The sequence below is a fragment of the Streptomyces sp. NPDC005141 genome (assembly GCF_053599975.1).
On sequence record NZ_JBSFYW010000048.1, the window covers coordinates 13,780 to 31,083 of the forward strand.

Sequence of the window (17,304 nt, forward strand, 5' to 3'; positions counted from 1 at the left end):
CTCAGCCGCAGCAGCCGCCGCCGCAGCACCCGCCTCCGCCGCCACCGGCGCGCGGCGCGGGTGCCGGCGCGGACGCCGATCCACCCTTGGCGACGGCGACCGTCGACAGGAGTTTGACGGTGTCGTCGTGCCCGGCGGGACAGTCCGCGGGGGCGGCGGATTCCGCCATCGGACGGCTCAGTTCGAAGGTGTCACCGCAGGTCCGGCAGCGGTACTCGTAGCGAGGCATGCGCACAGGTTAGCCGGAATCGGCCGACGTCCGTAGGGCTCAGGGGCCTTTCCCGGCGTGCCGGAACAAGGGGGCCGGGAGTGCCGGCGTGAGCGAGTCGGGTCCGGTTGACTGGTGAACCCCGTTGGCCTCTGAGTTTTTTTGTCTGGTTGCTGATCGAAGAGATCGCATTGGTCGCTGATAATTTAATAGGGCCGCGACGAGCCGCAAGGTCGGGGAGGGGGGCTCGCAGCCGCGCAGGCGGCCGCTGCAACTACCCGCGCGCGCAATTCCGAAGTGCGGAGGGAGACGCAGTCGTGACCAAGACGTGGCATCGCAACGATGCTCCGAATCCCCTGTCTTTGGGCCGCCCACGCGCAGGAGCGTGCCGTGGCTAGCACATCCGGACCGCAGCGCGGTCGCGGCTCTCGTCGCAAGCCCTCGCAGCCCACCCGACTGTCCGGCCTGGCCGCACGCCTCGTGCCGCTCGCCCGCCGCCTCAGACCCGCCTATCCGCGCCCCGGCCGGGCCGGTTGGCGACGCTGGCTGCCCTCCTGGCGGCAGTGGCTCGGTGCCTTCGCGCTGTCCATCGGCCTGAGTGGTTCGCTCCTGGTCATCGCCTACGCCGCAACGGACATACCCCAGAACCTGAACACATATGCCACCCAGCAGGACAATGTCTATTTCTGGGCGGACGGAAAGCCGATGGCCCGTACAGGCTGGGTGCGGCGCCAGGACATGCCGCTGAAGGACATACCCGAGGACGTGCGCTCGGCGGTCCTCGCGGCGGAGAACGAGAGTTTCTACTCCGACCCCGGGATCTCCGTCAAGGGCCTGACCCGCGCCCTGGTGCGCACGGTCGGCCAGGGGGACACCCAGGGCGGCTCCACCATCACCCAGCAGTACGTCAAGAACGTCTATCTGACCCAGAACCGTTCGGTGACCCGCAAGTTCACCGAGGCCATGATCGCCCTCAAGCTCGACAACAAGATGAGCAAGGACAAGATCCTCGAGGGCTACCTCAACACCAGCTGGTTCGGGCGCGGCACCTACGGCCTCCAGCGGGCCTCCCAGGCCTACTACGGCAAGGACGTGAGCAAACTCAACGCCAGCGAGGGCGCGCTCCTCGCCGCGCTCCTCAAGGGCGCGGGCCTCTACGACCCCACCCTGAGCAAGGCCAACCACGCTCGGGCCGTGGAGCGCTGGTCCTGGATCCTCGACCGCATGGTCAAGTCCGGCACGCTGTCGAAGTCCGATCGGGCCAAGTACACGAAGTTCCCCGAGCCGCGCGACCAGAGCGGGGTGTACGACACCGGAAAGCAGAGCGACTACCTGGTCGAGCTGGCGACCCAGTACGCCAAGAAGGCCGGGCACATCTCGGCCCGGGAGTTCGACCTGGGCGGCTACCAGATCTACACGACCTTCGACCGCGAGCGCGAGACCGCGCTCACCGCCGCCGTGACCAAGGCCCGCAACAAGGCGAAGAAGGACGACCCGGACGGCGCGAAGACCGCCCACTACGGAGCCGCCTCGATCGCCGCCAACGGACAGGTCCTCGCCGTCTACGGCGGCCCCGACCACCGCGAACAGGGCTACAACGAGTCCAACGCGACCACGGTGCCGGCCGGTTCGGCCTTCCTCCCCTTCGTCTACGCCGCCGCCCTGGAGCACGGCGTCACCAAGACCCGCGACAGCGCGGCCACACCCGTCACCCCCGATTCCCTCTACGACGGCAACGACGGTGTCCCGGTCAGCACACCCGAGGGCCCCTACTGGGACCGCAGCGGCAAGAAGGTCGCCGCCCACAACGACGGAAACAAGAACTACGGCCAGATCACGCTGCGTTCGGCCCTCGCCTCGAACGTGAACACGGTGTTCATGCAGCTCGGCATGGACACGGGCCTGGATCAGGTGCGCAGGACCGCCGAGGCTTCGGGCCTGCTCTCCTCCAGCATCGGACCGCAGGTCCCCGGGCTGTCCCTCGGCACGTCCACGCCCAGCGCGATCCGTATGGCCAGTTCCTACGCCACCTTCGCCGCCGGCGGAACGCACGTCGAGCCGTACTCCGTGCGCCGCATCACCCGCAACGGCTCCCGCGTCCGGCTGGACACCCCCGGACCCCATCGCGCGATGCGCGCGGAGGTGGCCCGCCAGGTCACCGAGTCGCTCTCGGACTCCTTCCGCACCGGTCACCCCGGCGCGGCCCCCCTCTCGGCGCAGGTGGCCGGCAAGAAGGGCACCACGCAGGACGACAAGGCCGCCTGGTACGTGGGCACGAACCGTTCCGTGTCGACGGCGGTGGTCCTGTACCGCATCGATCTGTCCAAGAGCCTCGAACCGCTGCCGCTCGAGGGGATCGCCGGCACACCCGTCGCCGACGTGCCGTACGGCATCTGGTCCGGTGCCATGAGTCCGCTTCGCTGATCCCGTCGGCCGACCGCCCGGCTCGGCCCCCAGCGACGGCCACTCGGTGGCCGCGCCACGCTTCCTCCACCCCCCCCCTCGCAGAATGTGCCCCGTATGAACTCGAAGCACAGCCGGCGCCGTCGCCGTGAGCCCGATCCCGGTTCTGCCGCCGCCTCCGCACGCCAGGGCTTCGCGGCCATGACGGCCTTCCTCGTCGTCACGTCCATGGCCGCCACCTATCTGGCCCTGAACACCGACAGCACCACACCGGCCGCCTCCTCCGCCCGCTCGCACGGTTCCGGCGCCGCCAAGGCGAAGAAGGAACCGGTGTGGGACGGCAGGACCAAGGTGCTGGGCGACGGGTCCACGTCCTACACCGGCCCGCAGCAGGGCGAGTTGAAGGCCGTACCCCTCAAGCCCGGTGAGAAGCCGCCCCAGTTCGTCGTCTTCTCCTGGGACGGCGCCCTCCAGGGCGACGACCAGCTCTTCTCGCACTACCGGGAGCTGGCGAAGGAGTACAACGCCCACATGACGTTCTTCCTGACCGGCATCTATCTGCTGCCCAAGGACAAGAAGACGCTCTACGAACCGCCCATGCACGCCCCGGGATCGTCGGCCATCAGCTACGCCACCGACGAGCACATCCGCACCACGCTGGAGGAGCTCGGCAAGGCGTGGAAGGACGGCAACGAGATCGGCACCCACTTCAACGGCCACTTCTGCGGCGACAAGGGCGGCGGGGACTGGAGCGTGGCGGAGTGGGAGAGCGAGATCGACCAGTTCTTCTCCTTCGTCGAGAAGTGGAAGACCAACACCGGCTACAGCGACCTTCCGGCGCTGCCCTTCGACCCCGCGCGTGCCGTCAGCGGCGGCCGCGCGCCCTGCCTCGAAGGCCAGAAGAACCTGCTCAAGGCCATGAAGGCCACGGCCAAGAAGTACGACTGGCGCTACGACGCCAGCTCCGCGGGCGACTTCCAGATATGGCCCGTCAAGAAGGAGGGCATCTGGGACTTCCCGCTCCAGATGCTCCCTTACGAGGACGGCAAGTACCAAGGCCTGTCCATGGACTTCAACTTCCTCTACAACCAGTCCGACGGTGAGACCGAGGGAGATCCGGCCAAGTACCCGCAGTGGGAGCAGGAGACCGTCAAGTCCTACATGGCCGGATTCGACCGCGTCTACTACGGCAGCAGGGCACCGCTGTTCATCGGCAACCACTTCGAGGACTGGAACGGCGGCATCTACATGAAGTCCATCGACCAGGTCATCAAGAACGTGTGCACGAAGAAGGGCGTTCGCTGTGTGTCCTTCCGTGAACTGACCGACTGGCTCGATGTGCAGAAGCCCGAGACCCTGGAGCGGCTGCGCAGCCTGGACCCCGCCCAGTCGCCGGACTGGGCGACCGTGGTGAAGTAGTGGTCGCGGATCATGGTGAAGCGGTGGTCGCGGTGGGGCCGGTATGTCCGCGACATCGCCGTGAGCGTCAACTTACCTCCGACATAAGGGACTTGGTCGCAGTCGGCGCGAACTCCCCCCGGATTCAGCACGGTTGAGTGGGACATGTAAAGATTCCCCTCCCCGGAGTCCGACCGGGGATCAAGGAGAATCATCAGTGATATCGAAGAAGTTGAGCCGCAGTTGCTCGACCGTGGGGGCGATCACCCTCTCCGCACTCCTGCTGCCCCTGTCCGCCGCCCACGCGACGACTTCCACTCCCCGGGTGACCGCGTCGACGGCCGACGCCTTCGGCCGCGTGGCCGACGCCGTGTTCACCGACCGCACGGCCGCCCTGCTGGACGGGGCCCCGACGGCCCGTACGGCCCTGAAGGCGACCACCGCGGGAATACGGGTCTCCGACACCCTCGCGCACACCGAGAGCACCGCGGTCTCCTCGCTGCACGGCACGCGGTCCCGCCTCGCCGCCCTCGGTGAGGCCTACAGCGCCGGCGACACCCGCGTCACCGTGAACAGAACCCGGGTGACGGGAAAGCGGGCCACCGCCTGGGTCACCGAGACCACCACCCTCACCTACCGCAGGATCCGCGGAGACGAGCCCGCCACCACGGGCTTCCGCGCACACCATGTCCTGACCTTCGCCGCCCAGGCGGACGGCACCTGGAAGCTGACGGGCGAGCGCTCGACGGACAAGGGTCCCCGGCAGGTCAACGAGCCCGTCACCACGACGCCCCGCAGGACCACGATGGCCGCTGTCGACGCCCCCCGGGCAGCGACCACGTATCCCGCGCCCGCCAACGCCAAGAAGCTCACCGGCGCCCCGTACGACTACGCGGCCATGGCGACGTACGCCGAGACGTACTGGAAGAACTACAACCCCGCCTACCGGAGCTTCAACGCCGTCGGCGGCGACTGCACCAACTACCTGAGCCAGACCCTGAAGGCGGGCGGCTGGAAGACGGTCACCAGCTCGGACGAGGAGTACGGCACCTGGAACTACGGGACGTCCTCGCAGACCGACACCTGGGTCGGCGTCAACGAGTGGTCCTGGTTCACCCAGACGGCCGGGCGTTCCACCCCCCTGGCGAACGTCTACCAGATGGACATCGGTGACGTGATGCAGATGGACTTCGACAAGGACGGGTCCAAGGACCACTCCATGATCACGTCGTACCGGAGCTCCGGCGGTGTGCCGTATCTGACCTACCACGACGCCGACACCTACCGGCGATCCGTGTCGAGCCTCATCGCGTCGTACCCGAACTCGGCGTTCTACGCGTACCGCACCTGATCAGCACCTGATCAGCGACTGACCAAACCCTCGGCAGGGCCCCCGCGACGCGAGTGACGCGAGCGTCGCGGGCCCTGCCGAGGCAGTGACGGGCACTCGGGCGGACCCGGGCCCAGCGTCTCCTCAGGGGCTCCCGTCGGCCTTCCCCCGAGCTTCCCCGGATCCCCCTCAGGCGCCGCCGCGCTCCTCGCGGATCTGCGTGACCACCCCTGCCACCGTCTGGCGCACCGCCTCCGTCTCGGTCAGGAAGTGCCAGTAGTCGGGATGCCGGCCCTCCAGCGTGGCGACGGCCCGGTCGAGCCGGGCGACGGAGTCGTCGAGCGGGCGGGCCTGCCGGGGGTCGGGGGTGCTGCGACCCGCCATGGCCAGCCGCTGCGCGTCCCGGATCGCGAACCGGGTGCGGTCGATCTCCTGCTGGGGGTCCTTCTGCACGGCGTTCAGCCGCCGCAGCCGGTCTCCGGCCGCCGACACGGCCTCGTCGGTGTTGTTCAGCAGCGCGCGCACCGTCGCCAGCAGCGAGGTCGCGTCCGGCCAGTGCTGCGCCTCACGCGCGGCCCGTGCCTCCTTCAGCTTCAGCTCGGCCTGCCGCACGTTCTCCGCGGCCTGGTCCGGCACATGCTGGAGGTCCTGCCAGCAGGCCGCGGAGAACCGCCGCCGCAACTCGCTCAGCACCGGCTCCACCTGCCCCGACCGGGTCGTCAGCGCCTGCGCGCGGGTCCGCAGCGAAACGAGCCGGTGGTCGATCTCGGCGGCCCGCTCCGGCAGCCGCTCCGCCTCGGCGCCCACCGCCGCGGCCTCCCTTGAGACCCGCTCGGCGCGCTCCAGCGTCTCCGGCACGCCGTGCTGCCCGGCGCCCTGGTTGAGCTTGGTCAGCTCCGGTCCGAGGGCGGCGAGCCGGGCGGCGAGGTCGTCGGCCCTGAGACCCGACTGGCGTACGGAATCGAGGGCGTTCGAGGCGGCGAGCAGGGCCTGCCGGGCGCGCTCGACGGCCGGGGCCAGTCGGGCGAGCTGTGTCTCGGCCTTGCCGAGCAGTGGTCCCAGACCCTGCTCGAACCGGTCCAGCTCGGCCTTCACCCGGCCCAGTTCGTCCTTCGCGGCGGTGAGTTCCCCGCGGGCCCGTGCCGCGACCGACGCCTCCAGCTCGTCCCGGTCAAGATCGTGGGCGTCGACGGCGGTGATGTACTTCTGGCTGGCCTCGTCGATCCGCCGCCCCAGCGCCTCGAAATCGGAGACCACGCGCCGGGCGGCCGGGGAGTCGTCCACGGCCGTGATGGTCTCGATCGAGATCCGCAGGTCGCGCTGGGCGGTGTCCAGTTCGTAGAACGCCGCCGCCGCGGCGTCCTTGGCGGCCTGTGCCTCGGCCCGCTGGCCCTCGGCCCGCCCGCCGAACCAGCGCCGGGTGCCGCCTCCCGCGAAGGCCGCGGGCAGCGCGAGGGCGGCGAGCAGGGGCAGCGCGACGAGAGTGAGCACGTCACGGGCGACGCGCGAACGAGGACGGCCCACCGGCCGCCCCGGCGAGACGTCCCGCCGAGCGGGAAGAGGGTGTGCCGGCCGCGCGCGTCGCGCGAACGGCGAGTACGGCTGCGAAGGTGTCGCCGTCACATCCCTCTCCCGTGCTGTCATCCGCCTTGCCCGGCTGTCATTCTCCCACCGGTTAAGGACGAACACACGGGCCGGTCAGTTCGCGGTTCGTACTGTGATCTTTCCGTCGCCGGTGTGCGCGGAGACATGGTGGGCGCTCGTCCCGTCGCGGGGCACGTCCACGTCGACCGAACCGTCGCCACTTCCGGTCGTCACCCGGTAGGTGGCCCGGGGCAGCACGATCGAGACGGAGCCGTCCTGGCTGCGGGAGTCCACCAGGTCCGGCACGGTGCCGAGTTCGAGGCGTACCGAGCCGTCCTCGGTACGGGCGCGCACGCTCCGCGCGTCCACACCGACCGCCCGGATCGAGCCGTCGCCGCTGCGCAGATCGAGCGGTCCGGAGGAGTCGGTGACCCGCACCGAACCGTCCGCCGTACGAATGCTCAGCGCTTCCTCGAAGCCCCGGGCGGTCACGTGTCCGTCCCCGTCCTCCACCTTGACGGCCGTCCCGCGCGGCACGACGATCCGGTGCCGGGCCGAGCAGTCGGCGATGACGCCCGAGCACTTCATCCGCAGCACCAGCCGGTCGTCGTCCTTCATCGCCCAGGTGACCTTCGGGTCCCCGCCGATGCTGACATGCCCCTGGAACCACCGGGTGACCTGGACCTCGCCGGCCTTCGCGGAGTCCGACACCACCAGGTCGAGCGCGGAGTCGTCCGAGTCGACGGTCAGGGTCCGGCCCTGCAGCGCGAAGGTCCGCTGCTCCGGGTCCTTGTCGTCCCCGGCGGACGCGCCGCACGCGGTGGCGCCGAGGACGATCGCGATCACCGCACCGCCGACTGCGGCGGCACGGGTGCGCGAGGTGCGCGTGGCGGTGTGGGTACGGTTCCGGGTGCCGCTACGGGTGGGTGTGCGGGCCATGATGATCTCCCCCTGGGACGGTCTGCGATTCGCTTCGCACTGCGGCCGGAGCCGGTCCGCGAAGCTTCTTCGACGTTAGGCACCCATGGAGCCCGGGGGGATCCGGGCCGCTCCCGAATGTGGGGTGGGGATAACCCCCGGGCCGGTCCGCCCGGGGCACAGCCGTACCGTCGACGGCTCCGACACCGGCGACCAGCCCCGGGCCGCCCCACCCGACAGCACACCGACCCCACCCACCCGAGGCCCGACGACAGCATCGGCTGCCTGCTGCCTGCTGCCTGCTGCCTGCTGCCCGCTGCCCGCTGTACGGCGACGACCCTGTCGCGGGCCCGGCGTCGTCCCACCAGCACTGTCCCGTCCCGGGCGTGGTCCGGGGGTGGTCCTGGCGGGCCCCCCACTCGCCGGATACGGGTTTGCGGGGCATCCCCCCGGGCAATGTAGGCTGTCGACTCGTCCTGGGCGCGTAGCTCAGTGGTAGAGCGCCGCCCTTACAAGGCGGATGTCGGCGGTTCGAAACCGTCCGCGCCCACCAGTCTCAGGACACGAACAAGGCCCAGGTCAGCCGGTGCGAATCCGGATGCCTGGGCCTTGATCTTTTTCGGCTGCTCGGGGCCGTCGTGCCACTTACGTGCCAGATGGGTCGCGGGGAGGCCGCCGCGCCTTTCTGATCTGACCGTCCACGTAGTCGGCGATCTGGTGCTCGCGCCCGTTGACGAGGTGCTGGTAGACCAGCGTGGCCCGCACCGATGAGTGGCCCATGCGCTGCATCAGCTCGCGGGTGGTGGCGCCGCCGGTCGCGGCGAGGGTGTTCCCGGTGTGCCGGAGATCGTGGAAGTGGAAGTGGACGTCACCGAGACCGGCCGAGGCGAGCGTGCGAAGCCAGATCCGCCGGAGGTTGTTCCGCCGCAGGACACCACCGCGGGCCCCGACGAAGACGAGCCCGGTCCGGCCGGCCTCCGCGTGCTCCGCCAGATGGTGCGCCAGCTCGGGCACGAGCGAGGCAGGAACGCCAGGGTGCGGGCACCCGCCGCGCTTTTGGGCGCCTTGACCGTCAGGCCATCCGTCCGGGTCTCGGCGGACGAGCGACGGACGGAGACGGTACGGGCCTCGAGGTCGATGTCCCGGCGCTGGAGAGCGGCCAGCTCACTCGCCGACGCGGTCCCCGCTCACTGCCGCGCCCTGGTGCCAGAACGGGCGGTGACTCAAGGGGACTTAGAGGAGCTGACACAATGCCTGGACTCGCCTGTAGGTGATCACACAGCAGGTGAGCTTCAGGAACGCCCCGTGGATGTCGTCGCGGATCTCCCAGCGGATCCGTAGATGTCGGAAGCCGTGGATCCACGCGTTCGTCCGCTCGACTACCCAGCGGACCGAGCCCAGGGCGGAGCCGTGCGGAACTCCGCGTCGGGCGATGACCGGCTTGATGCCGCGCTTCCACAGGAGCCGACGGTACTTGTCGAAGTCGTAACCCCGGTCGGCGAACAACTGCCGCGGCCGGTGACGGGGGCGACCGGTCACTCCGCGGATCCGCGGGATCGCGTCGAGCAGGGGCAGCAGCTGGGTGATGTCGTGGCGGTTGCCACCGGTCAGGGTGATGGCGAGCGGGGTGCCGCCTGCGTCGGTGATGACGTGGTGCTTCGAGCCGGGCACGGTCGACCGGGCTCGGCCCGGTTTTGGGCCGCCCCGACGGGCCTGGTGGTGGGAGCCGTCGATCACCGCCCGGGACCAGTCCAGCTTCCCGGCACGGTGCAGCTCGGTCAGCAGCACCTGGTGCAGCCGGTCCCACACCCCGGCCTCGTGCCAGTCCCGCAGTCGGCGCCGGCACGTCATCCCGGACCCGAAGCCGAGCCCTTGCGGCAGCCACTCCCACTGGATCCCGGTGTGCAGCACGAACAGGATGCCCTGCAGGCAACCACGGTCGTCCAGTGGTAGCCGACCGGGATGGCGCGGACGCCGCTGCCTGACCGGCAGCAACGGCTCGATCCGCCCCCACAGGTCATCCGGCACCATCCAAGGAGGACCGTTCCCCTTCCCCATGACTCGTCAACGAGCCAGCCAGGAAGGGGACAGGGCTACGACCAGGCTTTCTATTAGGCGCTCCAACTCCCGCAGCTGACGGCCTGGAAAATAGGGTGCGGTCGGCTGAGCTGGGGTGATAGGTAAGCGATGTGACAGAGAGTCTTGAGTTTTCCGCCCTGCTGCAACTGATCGACGAGCGGTCGGCCGCGCTCCGGAGTGCGGTTGCCGCCGCGCCCAGCCTTGACGCGCCGGTGCCGTCCTGCCCCGAGTGGACGTTGTTCGATCTGGTGCAGCACCTGGGTACGGGCCAGCGCTGGTGGGCCGCGATCGTCGCGGCGGGCCCGGCCGAGGCTCCGCCGGCCAAGGATGCCGCGGAGGTGCCGCGCGAGCTCGAGGTGCTGCTGGCCTGGTACGCCGAGTCGAACGAGCTGCTGCTGAGTGCGCTGCGCGAGGCTGGCCCGGAGCGCGAGTGCTGGGCGTGGTGGGCCGCCGGCGTGTCGCCGGCGAATGCCTGGGGCGTTGCCCGGCGCCGGGTGCACGAGGTGCTGGTGCACACCTACGACGCCCAGCTCGCCGCAGGCGCCGTGCAGCCGATGCCGGCGGACGTCGCGATCGACGGCGTGGCCGAGTTTCTCGACACCTGCAACTCCACCCCGGCGGCCTGGCCGCACGAGGCCGCCACCATCCACTACCACGCCACCGAGGGCCGCTCCTGGCTCCTCACGTTGGACGGCACCGGCGCCTGGCCCGCACCCCTCACGGACGACGCCGCGCCCGCCTCCGCTTCGGCCACGGGCACGGCCGAGCAGTTGCTCCTCTTCGTCTGGGGCCGCCTCACGCTGAGCGACCTGAAGATCGAGGGCGACCAGCAGGTGTTCGAGCAGCTGATCGCCTGGGAGCCCGAGGAGTAGCCAGTCATACCGCCAGCGGACGGCCTTGATGACGTCCGCCTCGGTGAACATCGCGAACAGCTCCGCGTCCGCGCGGCGACCGTGCGATACAGCACCGATGTACAGCAACCACGTCGACCGCAGGCGACTTGCCAGGGCCGCTACCGCCCCCGTGACCGGGTCGAGAGACCTCAGCGACCATCGTGCCCATAGTTCGCATCGAGGGGGCCTGGGGTTCAAATCCCCACAGGTCCACCGAACCGCAGCTCAGAGCCCCAGAGAGAGATCCGTCTGAGGCTCTGAGCCGTTGTGTAGTCGTATACCGCGGAGACGATGTCTACGGCGGGGAATCGGCCGGCACCGGGGAGGGATGATGCGAGGCCGGACTGCCTGGTACGGCTGAGCGAGCAGCTACCGGTCTCGCAGCGACCAGCTCAACACCGCCTTTCGCACTGGTTCTGGCAGAGCACCCCGCCGGCCCGGTCGGAGGCGAAGGGCACCCACTGCGGGCCGTATTAGGGGGAGTAGGGGTGATCGGCCCAGACTTCCGTCTTGATCCGCCAGGTGTCCACGACCTCGCCGGTGCTGAGGATTACGTAGTACGGAGGGAGGGTGAAGCTGCCACTGCCGTCGTGACCGGGCAGAAGCTGCGTGTGGTCTGGATGGAGGTTCACATCGAGACGTTCCGCAATCTGGGCGATGTCCTGGTGGGTGGCAGGAGGAGCCGGTTCCCGGATGCGTTCGCGATCTCGTAGCCAGCTTTCGATGCGATGCGATGAGTCGCGTATGGGACGCAGCTTCATGAGTCCTCCTGGACTCCGGGCCGAGACGCCGAGGGCGACGACCCTGCACAAGCGTGTTTTCCCAGCGGGACAGACGTTTGGAGGACTCACCGACCAAGTCCGGTGAGTCCGTCGCCCAGGATGCCGGCGCCCAGAAGGAGGAGCACGATCGCGGTGATCACGGCGCTGTTGGTGATCATGAATTGCCTGACACCGTCCAGGAACGACGCCGCGCGCTGTCCGCCGAGGAGATGGATGATGACGGCACCGAGGACGGTGCAGGATCCGACGAGAACGAAGACGGTGACGGCCACGGTGAGATCGCCATTGTGAGCCCCCGTTTCGACGATCGACGTGGCCGCCGAGGCCGTCAGGACGAGGTTCTTCGGGTTGGCACCCGACAGCAGCGCACCGAGGACCAGTGCCCGCAGGGCCGAGACGTCATCGAGTGACGCCATCCAGCGTGGCGTCTCGGTCTCGCTGCCGACACCTGGACGCCGCCGCCAAGTGCGCGCCCCCAGCACGATGAGAGCCGCTCCGGCGAGCACCCGTCCCCAGTCCGCGATCGCTGACGAGGGGCTTTCGGGGTCGTCGGCTCCACCGAACACGAACACAACGAGCGTTGCCGCGATCCCGAGCCCGGCGATCCACCCGGCCGTGAACAGCAGGCCGTTGCGGCGGCCGTGTCGGCCGGCCAGGATCAGCACGATCCCGATCAGAGGGAAGGGGCTGAGGGCGACCGCGAGCGCCGCCGGCAGGACGGCTCCAATTGCCTGGATCAGCACGGTCTCCCTTTCCAAGCCTCATCCCCAGGACACTGCGGAATGCCCTTCCCGGGACAGTACCGAGCGCACCGGTCCGGCAACCTCTTGCGCCGCCGTCCATCTGGGTCATCGAGTGGTGCCGTCCGCGGCAGCCGAAGGGGGAAGTGGTTCCGGATCCTCTTCAGGATCGATCGCCTGGTCCGTCAGAGCGCCGCGTTCGTCTTCCAGGTGCTCCCAGCTGTACCGGTGGAGTTGGCCGGCCGAAGTCAACTCGGCTTGCTTGATGACGACCAACTCGCCGCGGTCGGGTACGGCCTCGACGTACCAGAAGCCGCCGTCCTCGTCAGCGTGGCGGAAGTGGTACCGCTGGGTGGCGTCCTCATCCAGTGCTCGGAAGTGCGCCACCGCGGTTCGAAACCGTCCGCGCCCACCAGGGGAAAGACCCCCAGTCGATCACGGCTGGGGGTCTTTGGCGTCCGGGTCCGGTATCGGCACCCGGACCACGTGCACGCAGGTGCCCTGTGGGCGGCCGGTCCTAGTCGATGCGGGTGACGTCGGGGAGATGCGGTGTGGGGTTGTCGAGCAGCGGGCGCCGCCGGTTCTTCAGGGTCTGGTCGAAGAAGGCGGTGAGGTAGGCGCGGCGGGCGCCGGTGCCGCCGACCGGGTCGATGTCTCCGACCATGGCCGCCACGACAGCGGGCGGTGGGGTGCCGAAGCGGGCGGCGAGTGCGGGGAGGAGTATCTGGAAATCGCAGTAGGACTGGTGACGTGCCCGTGCTGTCCACAGGTCGCGTTTCCACCCGGGGGAGTTCTTCCACAGAGCCTGCCAGGCGGCGACGTGGGTGTGAGTGAAGGGGAGCGCGGGTGTGTACGAGCTGCCCGCGAGGAGGAAGGGCTGCCGCAGTCCCGTACGTGTGACAGGTGCGAACAGTTCCGGGTCGTCCGGGCCGTAGCCGAGCGGGCCCTCGAGGATCGCACCGGCGCTGATGCCCCGGTCCAGGCGCATCGCCTCGGCTGCGGCCGTGCCGCCCAGGGAATGGCCGAAGACGCCGACCGACGCGAGGCCGAGCGCGGCTCCGAGTCCGGCCGGGAGGGTGCGGCCCTCGGAGTCGGGGTTGCCGCCGCGAGCGAGCAGCCGCAGCTGGTTCAGCACGAAGCGCAGGTCGGCCACCCGGCAGTCCACGGCGGCCTTCATGACCTGGGGTGACAGCTCGCCCGCCAGAGCGGGGGCGGGGGTGATGACACGGCCGTCGGGGAACTCGACGGCGAGCGCTTCGTAGGTGTGGTCGACGGCCACGACGGCGTACCCGTGACTGGCCAGCTCGGCGGCGACGGTGGTGTCGAGGAAGCGCGGGTTGAGCCGGCCGGGCGTGTAGAGCACGACCGGCAGCCGCCGGGCCGCGTGCGCCACCGGGGCGCCGACGGTCGTACGCGTGCCGATGCGCGCCCAGTCGACGGAGCCGGCGGGGATGCCGAGGGAACCCGCGAAGGCGTCGAAGGCCGGACCGAGGCCGGGGGTGGCGTAGGGCGTGCCGGTGCCCCGGCGTTCCGGCGCGCGGGATACCAGACGGTGATCATCAGCTCACGTGGCCGGGAGCCGCCCTCGACCCACGGGTCACTTCGCCGAGGGTCGACAAGGTGCAGGTCGACGGTGCTGACCGGGTGCGGCCCGGTGGGAGCGGGGAGATCGCAGCGGAAGAGGCCGCTGTCCGGGTTCGTCGCGCCCCCGGGCTCGTCGCACCACCCGGGCTCGTCGCGGCGCGCGCGGAAGAAGTCACCGCGAGGGTGGCAGCCGTGGCCGTGAGACCGCCGAGGACTAAGCGGCGGGAGACGGGGCGACCTGGTGAGTCTGCAGAGGTTCCGATCATGAATCGATCATGTCAGGGGCATTCGCCCGTGTTCCCGACCCCTCGGACTCCCTGGTCAGGACCAGCCGGGCAGAACCCGGCCCCGGCGCTCGGTGACTCCGGCTGCTTCGCGCCGAGCACGGGCACCAGGTGGAGCCGGACAGGAAACGCGTACCCGGCACCGGATGCCGAAGACCCCCAGCCGGGACCGGCTGGGGGTCTCTGTCCCGGTTGTCCTGCTACTCCTGCTCGTCCTGGCTGCCCGGGCTCACCGGGATCAGGCGAGTGATGCCCATGTCTTCCAGTACGTCGAGTCTCCGGCCTGGACGCGGTTCTTGAAGGTGCCCGTGCCGGTGCCCGTGTTGAGCCAGAGGTTGTCGGAGGTGTCGCGGGAGACGAGGTCGTTCTTGCCGTCGCCGTCGATGTCCCCGGCGCCGATGACGTCCTTGTAGGTGCGGCCCCAGTCCTTGAAGACCTGGACGCGGTCCTTGAGCTTTCCGGTGCGGGTGCCGTTGTAGCGCCAGAGCTTCCCGGAGCTGTCGAGGGCGAGGACGTCACCGAGGCCGTCGCCGTTGAGGTCACCGGCGCCGATGACGCGCTTGTAGCCGGTCCAGCCGGAGCGGATCTTCACGCGCGGCATGAAGCCGTCGGTGCCGTTGTGGGCGTAGAGGTAGAGATCGCCGGAGGCCGCGTTGCGGGCCAGCAGGTCCGGGTGGCCGTCGCCGGTCTGGTCGCCGCTGGAGAGCAGGGTGTTGTAGGCGCTCCAGTCCCGGGACAGGCGCCGGTAGGCGGAGTCGGGCGTGGGCAGTCCGCCACAGACGGGGGTGTAGAGGCGGGTCTCGCCGCCGGGCAGCCGCACGACGAGGTCGTTGCAGCGGTTGCCGTCGAAGTCGCCGAACGGCACGAGCCGGGTCTTGTTCGCCCAGGGGCGTGCCTGGAAGGTGCGCAGGGGGTTGGCGGTGTCCTGTGTGAGCAGGTTCATCGTGTCGCTGAGACCCGTGCCCAGGATGTCCGAGCGGGTGTTGTCGGCGTAGTCGTGCCACTTGGGCAGGGACCGGGTGGACGTGGTCGCGGTGAACGCGGCGCGCGAGGATCCGTCGGTGGCCGACTGGGTCCAGACGGCCACCGGGCGTCCCTTGTCGTCGGTGGCCACCCGGCCCGCGCTGGTGGTCCCGTCCGTCAGGGAGTTGAGGGTGCGCGGCTTGGAGACGCTGCCGACCCCCACCGTCTGGGCGACGAAGTCGCGGCGGACCGTACGGCTCGAGACGAAACGCTTCTGCGTGTATGTGACGACCAGTGAGCCGTCCGCGGTCCGCGTGCTGCTGAACGAGTCGTCCTCGGTGGACCCGGCCAGATCCTGCCGGGCCTTCCAGCCGCCCCCGGCGGCGAGGCGCGTGGCGACGGCCGGGCCGCTCGCCCCTGAACCGACCGCCGTGACATCGCCGTTCGGGGCCGTGAGCAGCTCGGCGGGTCGGGAGCCGTTCGCGTAGATCCCGGTGCTCTCGGCCGGACCCCAGTTCGCCGCCCCGGCCGGTTTGCGGGCGTAGTTGTTGAAGGAGAGCAGCTGGAACCCGCCTTGAGGGTGGGCGGCCAGCGTGACCAGCCGGGGCTTCTCGCCCAGTTGCGGCAGATCCCGCGGCGCGGTCCAGGACGCTGCCCCGGCGGGCTTCTCCAGGTACTTGTAGTGCCACTGGTACGCCGTCGGGTCCGGGTCGACCCCGTCACCGGTGTAGTAGCTGTCGCCGCCCCAGATCAGCCCCAGGGCACCGTCCTTGGCGACGGCGAGGCGCAGGTCCCGCAGGTGGTAGTCGTAGACGTTGTCGGGCCGGACGATCGGCTCCGGGAGCCGGTCGAGGACCACGGGCGCGGACCAGGTGCCCGCCGGACCCGAGCGCTCGACCACGGTCAGCCGGTGGTCCTTGTCCATCCAGGCCACGGCCTGGCGGCCCGTGGCGCCGGCCGCGACGGCGGTGACGCGGGTTCCCCGGTAGTAGCCGTCGGTCGCCGACGTGCCCTCCGCGACGACTTGGGCGGGACCGAAGGCGGTGGCGTCGGGCGCGAGCCGGGACATCCGCAGCGTGGCGGTCGTCGCGTCCGTGGCTTTCTCCCACCACAGGAGCGTGAGCGCGCCGTCGTCCGTGCGGTGGAGTGTGGCGCCGGGCGCGGGCTCGGCCGAGCGCCAGGTGAGGCTGCCCGCGGGCCTGACCGAGAGTACGGTCTCGCCGCCCTGCTCGAAGAGTCCCACCAGGGTGCCGTTGCGGGCCGACTGGAGATCGATCACCCCGGTGACGCCGGGCAGTTGCTTCGGCGCGCTCCAGGGGCCGAGCCCGACGGCGACCGCGGAGGTGGTGGCTGTGCCGGCGGCAGCGGACGGAGCCGCGTGCGCGCTCGGCACGGTGACCGCCAGCGCGAGTACGGGAACCAGCGCGCTCCCCAGAAGCGCGCGCGACTGCATGATCATGTGGAAGGCCCCCCCGGGCTTGATCTCATGAAAGTAGTCGCAGCGTATATCAGCCAAGATCACGAAAATGGCGTGCCCCGGCTCGTGCCGACGCGGGAACCCGCAGGTGGTGTACGTGCCCGGGCCGGCGCCGAACGCGCTTCCGCGGGACCCGCAGGTCCTCCGACTCGGCGGCGTCCACTGGCTGTCCGCTCCGCTATCCGGCGTTCAACGGCCTTTCGAAGAAGGTCTCCAGGACCACCGTGGCCTGCGTCCCGCTGACCCCGTCGATCGCGTACAGGCGGCGCAGCACGTCCTGGAGCCGCTCGGTGGTCGCCGTGCGCACCTTCACCAGGACGGCGGCGCTGCCCGCGATGACGTGGGCCTCCTGGATCTCCGGCACGGCGGCGAAGTCCTCGGCCCGGTCACCCATCCACGCCGTCGAGTCGACCAGTACGAAGGCGAGGACCCCGCGGTCGAGCGCCTCGGGGTCGACGTCGACCGTCGTGGCCCGGATGACCCCCTGTTCGCGCAGCTTGCGCACGCGCTCGTGCGCGGCGCCCGCGGAGAGGCCGACCGCCTTGCCCAGGGCGGCGTACGGCCGGGTGGCGTCCTGCTGGAGCAGTGCGATCAACCCACGGTCGATGTCATCAACTGACTTCATGCATTGACCATATCTGATTCGGTGCAGTGCGTGTTA

At 70.1% G+C, this 17,304-nt stretch carries 15 protein-coding genes and 1 tRNA gene; 5 read left to right on the top strand and 11 right to left on the bottom strand.

Annotated elements, in window-relative coordinates; translation table 11 throughout:
* Position 1: 1 nt before the first annotated feature.
* Positions 2-229, bottom strand: coding sequence for an FmdB family zinc ribbon protein (locus tag ACWD68_RS30210; protein WP_266758276.1), 228 nt, complete (start codon positions 227-229; stop codon positions 2-4).
* Positions 230-550: 321 nt separating this feature from the next.
* Between ACWD68_RS30210 and ACWD68_RS30215 the strand changes: the two genes are divergently transcribed.
* From ACWD68_RS30215 to ACWD68_RS30225, 3 genes are all read left to right on the top strand, one after another.
* Entirely contained in the window at positions 551-2,632 is a 2,082-nt protein-coding gene (locus ACWD68_RS30215; RefSeq protein ID WP_451809626.1) for a transglycosylase domain-containing protein, read from the top strand.
* Positions 2,633-2,728: 96 nt separating this feature from the next.
* Positions 2,729-4,030 (top strand): hypothetical protein, encoded by a 1,302-nt coding sequence (locus ACWD68_RS30220; RefSeq protein WP_451809627.1) that lies wholly within the window; start codon positions 2,729-2,731, stop codon positions 4,028-4,030.
* Between the two features lie 196 nt (positions 4,031-4,226).
* A complete protein-coding gene (locus ACWD68_RS30225; protein ID WP_451809628.1) occupies positions 4,227-5,360 on the top strand; it encodes an amidase domain-containing protein in 1,134 nt (377 codons plus the stop codon).
* Positions 5,361-5,528: 168 nt separating this feature from the next.
* Here the strand turns inward: ACWD68_RS30225 and ACWD68_RS30230 are convergent, their stop codons facing one another.
* Positions 5,529-6,962 carry a hypothetical protein gene (locus tag ACWD68_RS30230; protein WP_451809629.1) on the bottom strand — a complete coding sequence of 478 codons (1,434 nt, stop codon included), beginning with the start codon at positions 6,960-6,962 and terminating at the stop codon, positions 5,529-5,531.
* A gap of 75 nt (positions 6,963-7,037) precedes the next feature.
* Complete coding sequence (locus ACWD68_RS30235; protein WP_451809630.1) at positions 7,038-7,862, bottom strand: DUF4097 family beta strand repeat-containing protein; 825 nt, start codon at positions 7,860-7,862, stop codon at positions 7,038-7,040.
* 457 nt (positions 7,863-8,319) lie between these two features.
* Between ACWD68_RS30235 and ACWD68_RS30240 the strand changes: the two genes are divergently transcribed.
* A tRNA-Val gene (locus tag ACWD68_RS30240) sits at positions 8,320-8,394 on the top strand.
* A 92-nt stretch (positions 8,395-8,486) separates the two neighbouring features.
* Here the strand turns inward: ACWD68_RS30240 and ACWD68_RS30245 are convergent.
* Positions 8,487-8,855 carry a tyrosine-type recombinase/integrase gene (locus ACWD68_RS30245; protein WP_451809631.1) on the bottom strand — a complete coding sequence of 123 codons (369 nt, stop codon included), beginning with the start codon at positions 8,853-8,855 and terminating at the stop codon, positions 8,487-8,489.
* Between the two features lie 219 nt (positions 8,856-9,074).
* On the bottom strand, positions 9,075-9,872 hold the full coding sequence (locus ACWD68_RS30250) for an IS5 family transposase (RefSeq protein ID WP_451809632.1): 798 nt from the start codon (positions 9,870-9,872) through the stop codon (positions 9,075-9,077).
* Between the two features lie 158 nt (positions 9,873-10,030).
* On the opposite strand from ACWD68_RS30250, the gene ACWD68_RS30255 reads away from it, so the two are divergent.
* Positions 10,031-10,792 (top strand): maleylpyruvate isomerase family mycothiol-dependent enzyme, encoded by a 762-nt coding sequence (locus ACWD68_RS30255; protein WP_451809633.1) that lies wholly within the window; start codon positions 10,031-10,033, stop codon positions 10,790-10,792.
* Positions 10,793-11,286: 494 nt separating this feature from the next.
* Here ACWD68_RS30255 and ACWD68_RS30260 read toward each other — a convergent pair whose 3' ends face one another.
* The 6 genes from ACWD68_RS30260 to ACWD68_RS30285 form a co-directional block, all read right to left on the bottom strand.
* Positions 11,287-11,574: a hypothetical protein gene (locus ACWD68_RS30260; RefSeq protein WP_451809634.1), complete on the bottom strand. Its 288-nt coding sequence runs from the start codon at positions 11,572-11,574 to the stop codon at positions 11,287-11,289.
* 86 nt (positions 11,575-11,660) lie between these two features.
* Positions 11,661-12,353, bottom strand: a complete 693-nt coding sequence (locus ACWD68_RS30265) for a GAP family protein (RefSeq protein WP_451809635.1) — start codon at positions 12,351-12,353, stop codon at positions 11,661-11,663.
* Between the two features lie 90 nt (positions 12,354-12,443).
* A complete protein-coding gene (locus ACWD68_RS30270; protein ID WP_451809636.1) occupies positions 12,444-12,722 on the bottom strand; it encodes a hypothetical protein in 279 nt (92 codons plus the stop codon).
* Positions 12,723-12,852: 130 nt separating this feature from the next.
* The gene (locus ACWD68_RS30275; protein WP_451809637.1) at positions 12,853-13,728 is read right to left on the bottom strand and encodes an alpha/beta hydrolase; all 876 of its coding nucleotides are present in this window, start codon (positions 13,726-13,728) and stop codon (positions 12,853-12,855) included.
* A gap of 713 nt (positions 13,729-14,441) precedes the next feature.
* Positions 14,442-16,682, bottom strand: a complete 2,241-nt coding sequence (locus tag ACWD68_RS30280; RefSeq protein ID WP_451809638.1) for an FG-GAP repeat domain-containing protein — start codon at positions 16,680-16,682, stop codon at positions 14,442-14,444.
* A gap of 139 nt (positions 16,683-16,821) precedes the next feature.
* Positions 16,822-17,268: an Lrp/AsnC family transcriptional regulator gene (locus tag ACWD68_RS30285; RefSeq protein WP_451809639.1), complete on the bottom strand. Its 447-nt coding sequence runs from the start codon at positions 17,266-17,268 to the stop codon at positions 16,822-16,824.
* Positions 17,269-17,304 lie beyond the last annotated feature (36 nt).

Bases quoted from the DNA above. Each gene is read 5' to 3' on its own strand.
- ACWD68_RS30220 (WP_451809627.1), top strand. From the start codon at position 2,729: ATGAACTCGAAGCACAGCCGGCGCCGTCGCCGTGAGCCCGATCCCGGT.
- ACWD68_RS30250 (WP_451809632.1), bottom strand. From the start codon at position 9,872: ATGGTGCCGGATGACCTGTGGGGGCGGATCGAGCCGTTGCTGCCGGTC.
- ACWD68_RS30260 (WP_451809634.1), bottom strand. From the start codon at position 11,574: ATGAAGCTGCGTCCCATACGCGACTCATCGCATCGCATCGAAAGCTGG.
- ACWD68_RS30235 (WP_451809630.1), bottom strand. From the start codon at position 7,862: ATGGCCCGCACACCCACCCGTAGCGGCACCCGGAACCGTACCCACACC.
- ACWD68_RS30215 (WP_451809626.1), top strand. From the start codon at position 551: ATGCTCCGAATCCCCTGTCTTTGGGCCGCCCACGCGCAGGAGCGTGCC.
- ACWD68_RS30210 (WP_266758276.1), bottom strand. From the start codon at position 229: ATGCCTCGCTACGAGTACCGCTGCCGGACCTGCGGTGACACCTTCGAA.
- ACWD68_RS30285 (WP_451809639.1), bottom strand. From the start codon at position 17,268: ATGAAGTCAGTTGATGACATCGACCGTGGGTTGATCGCACTGCTCCAG.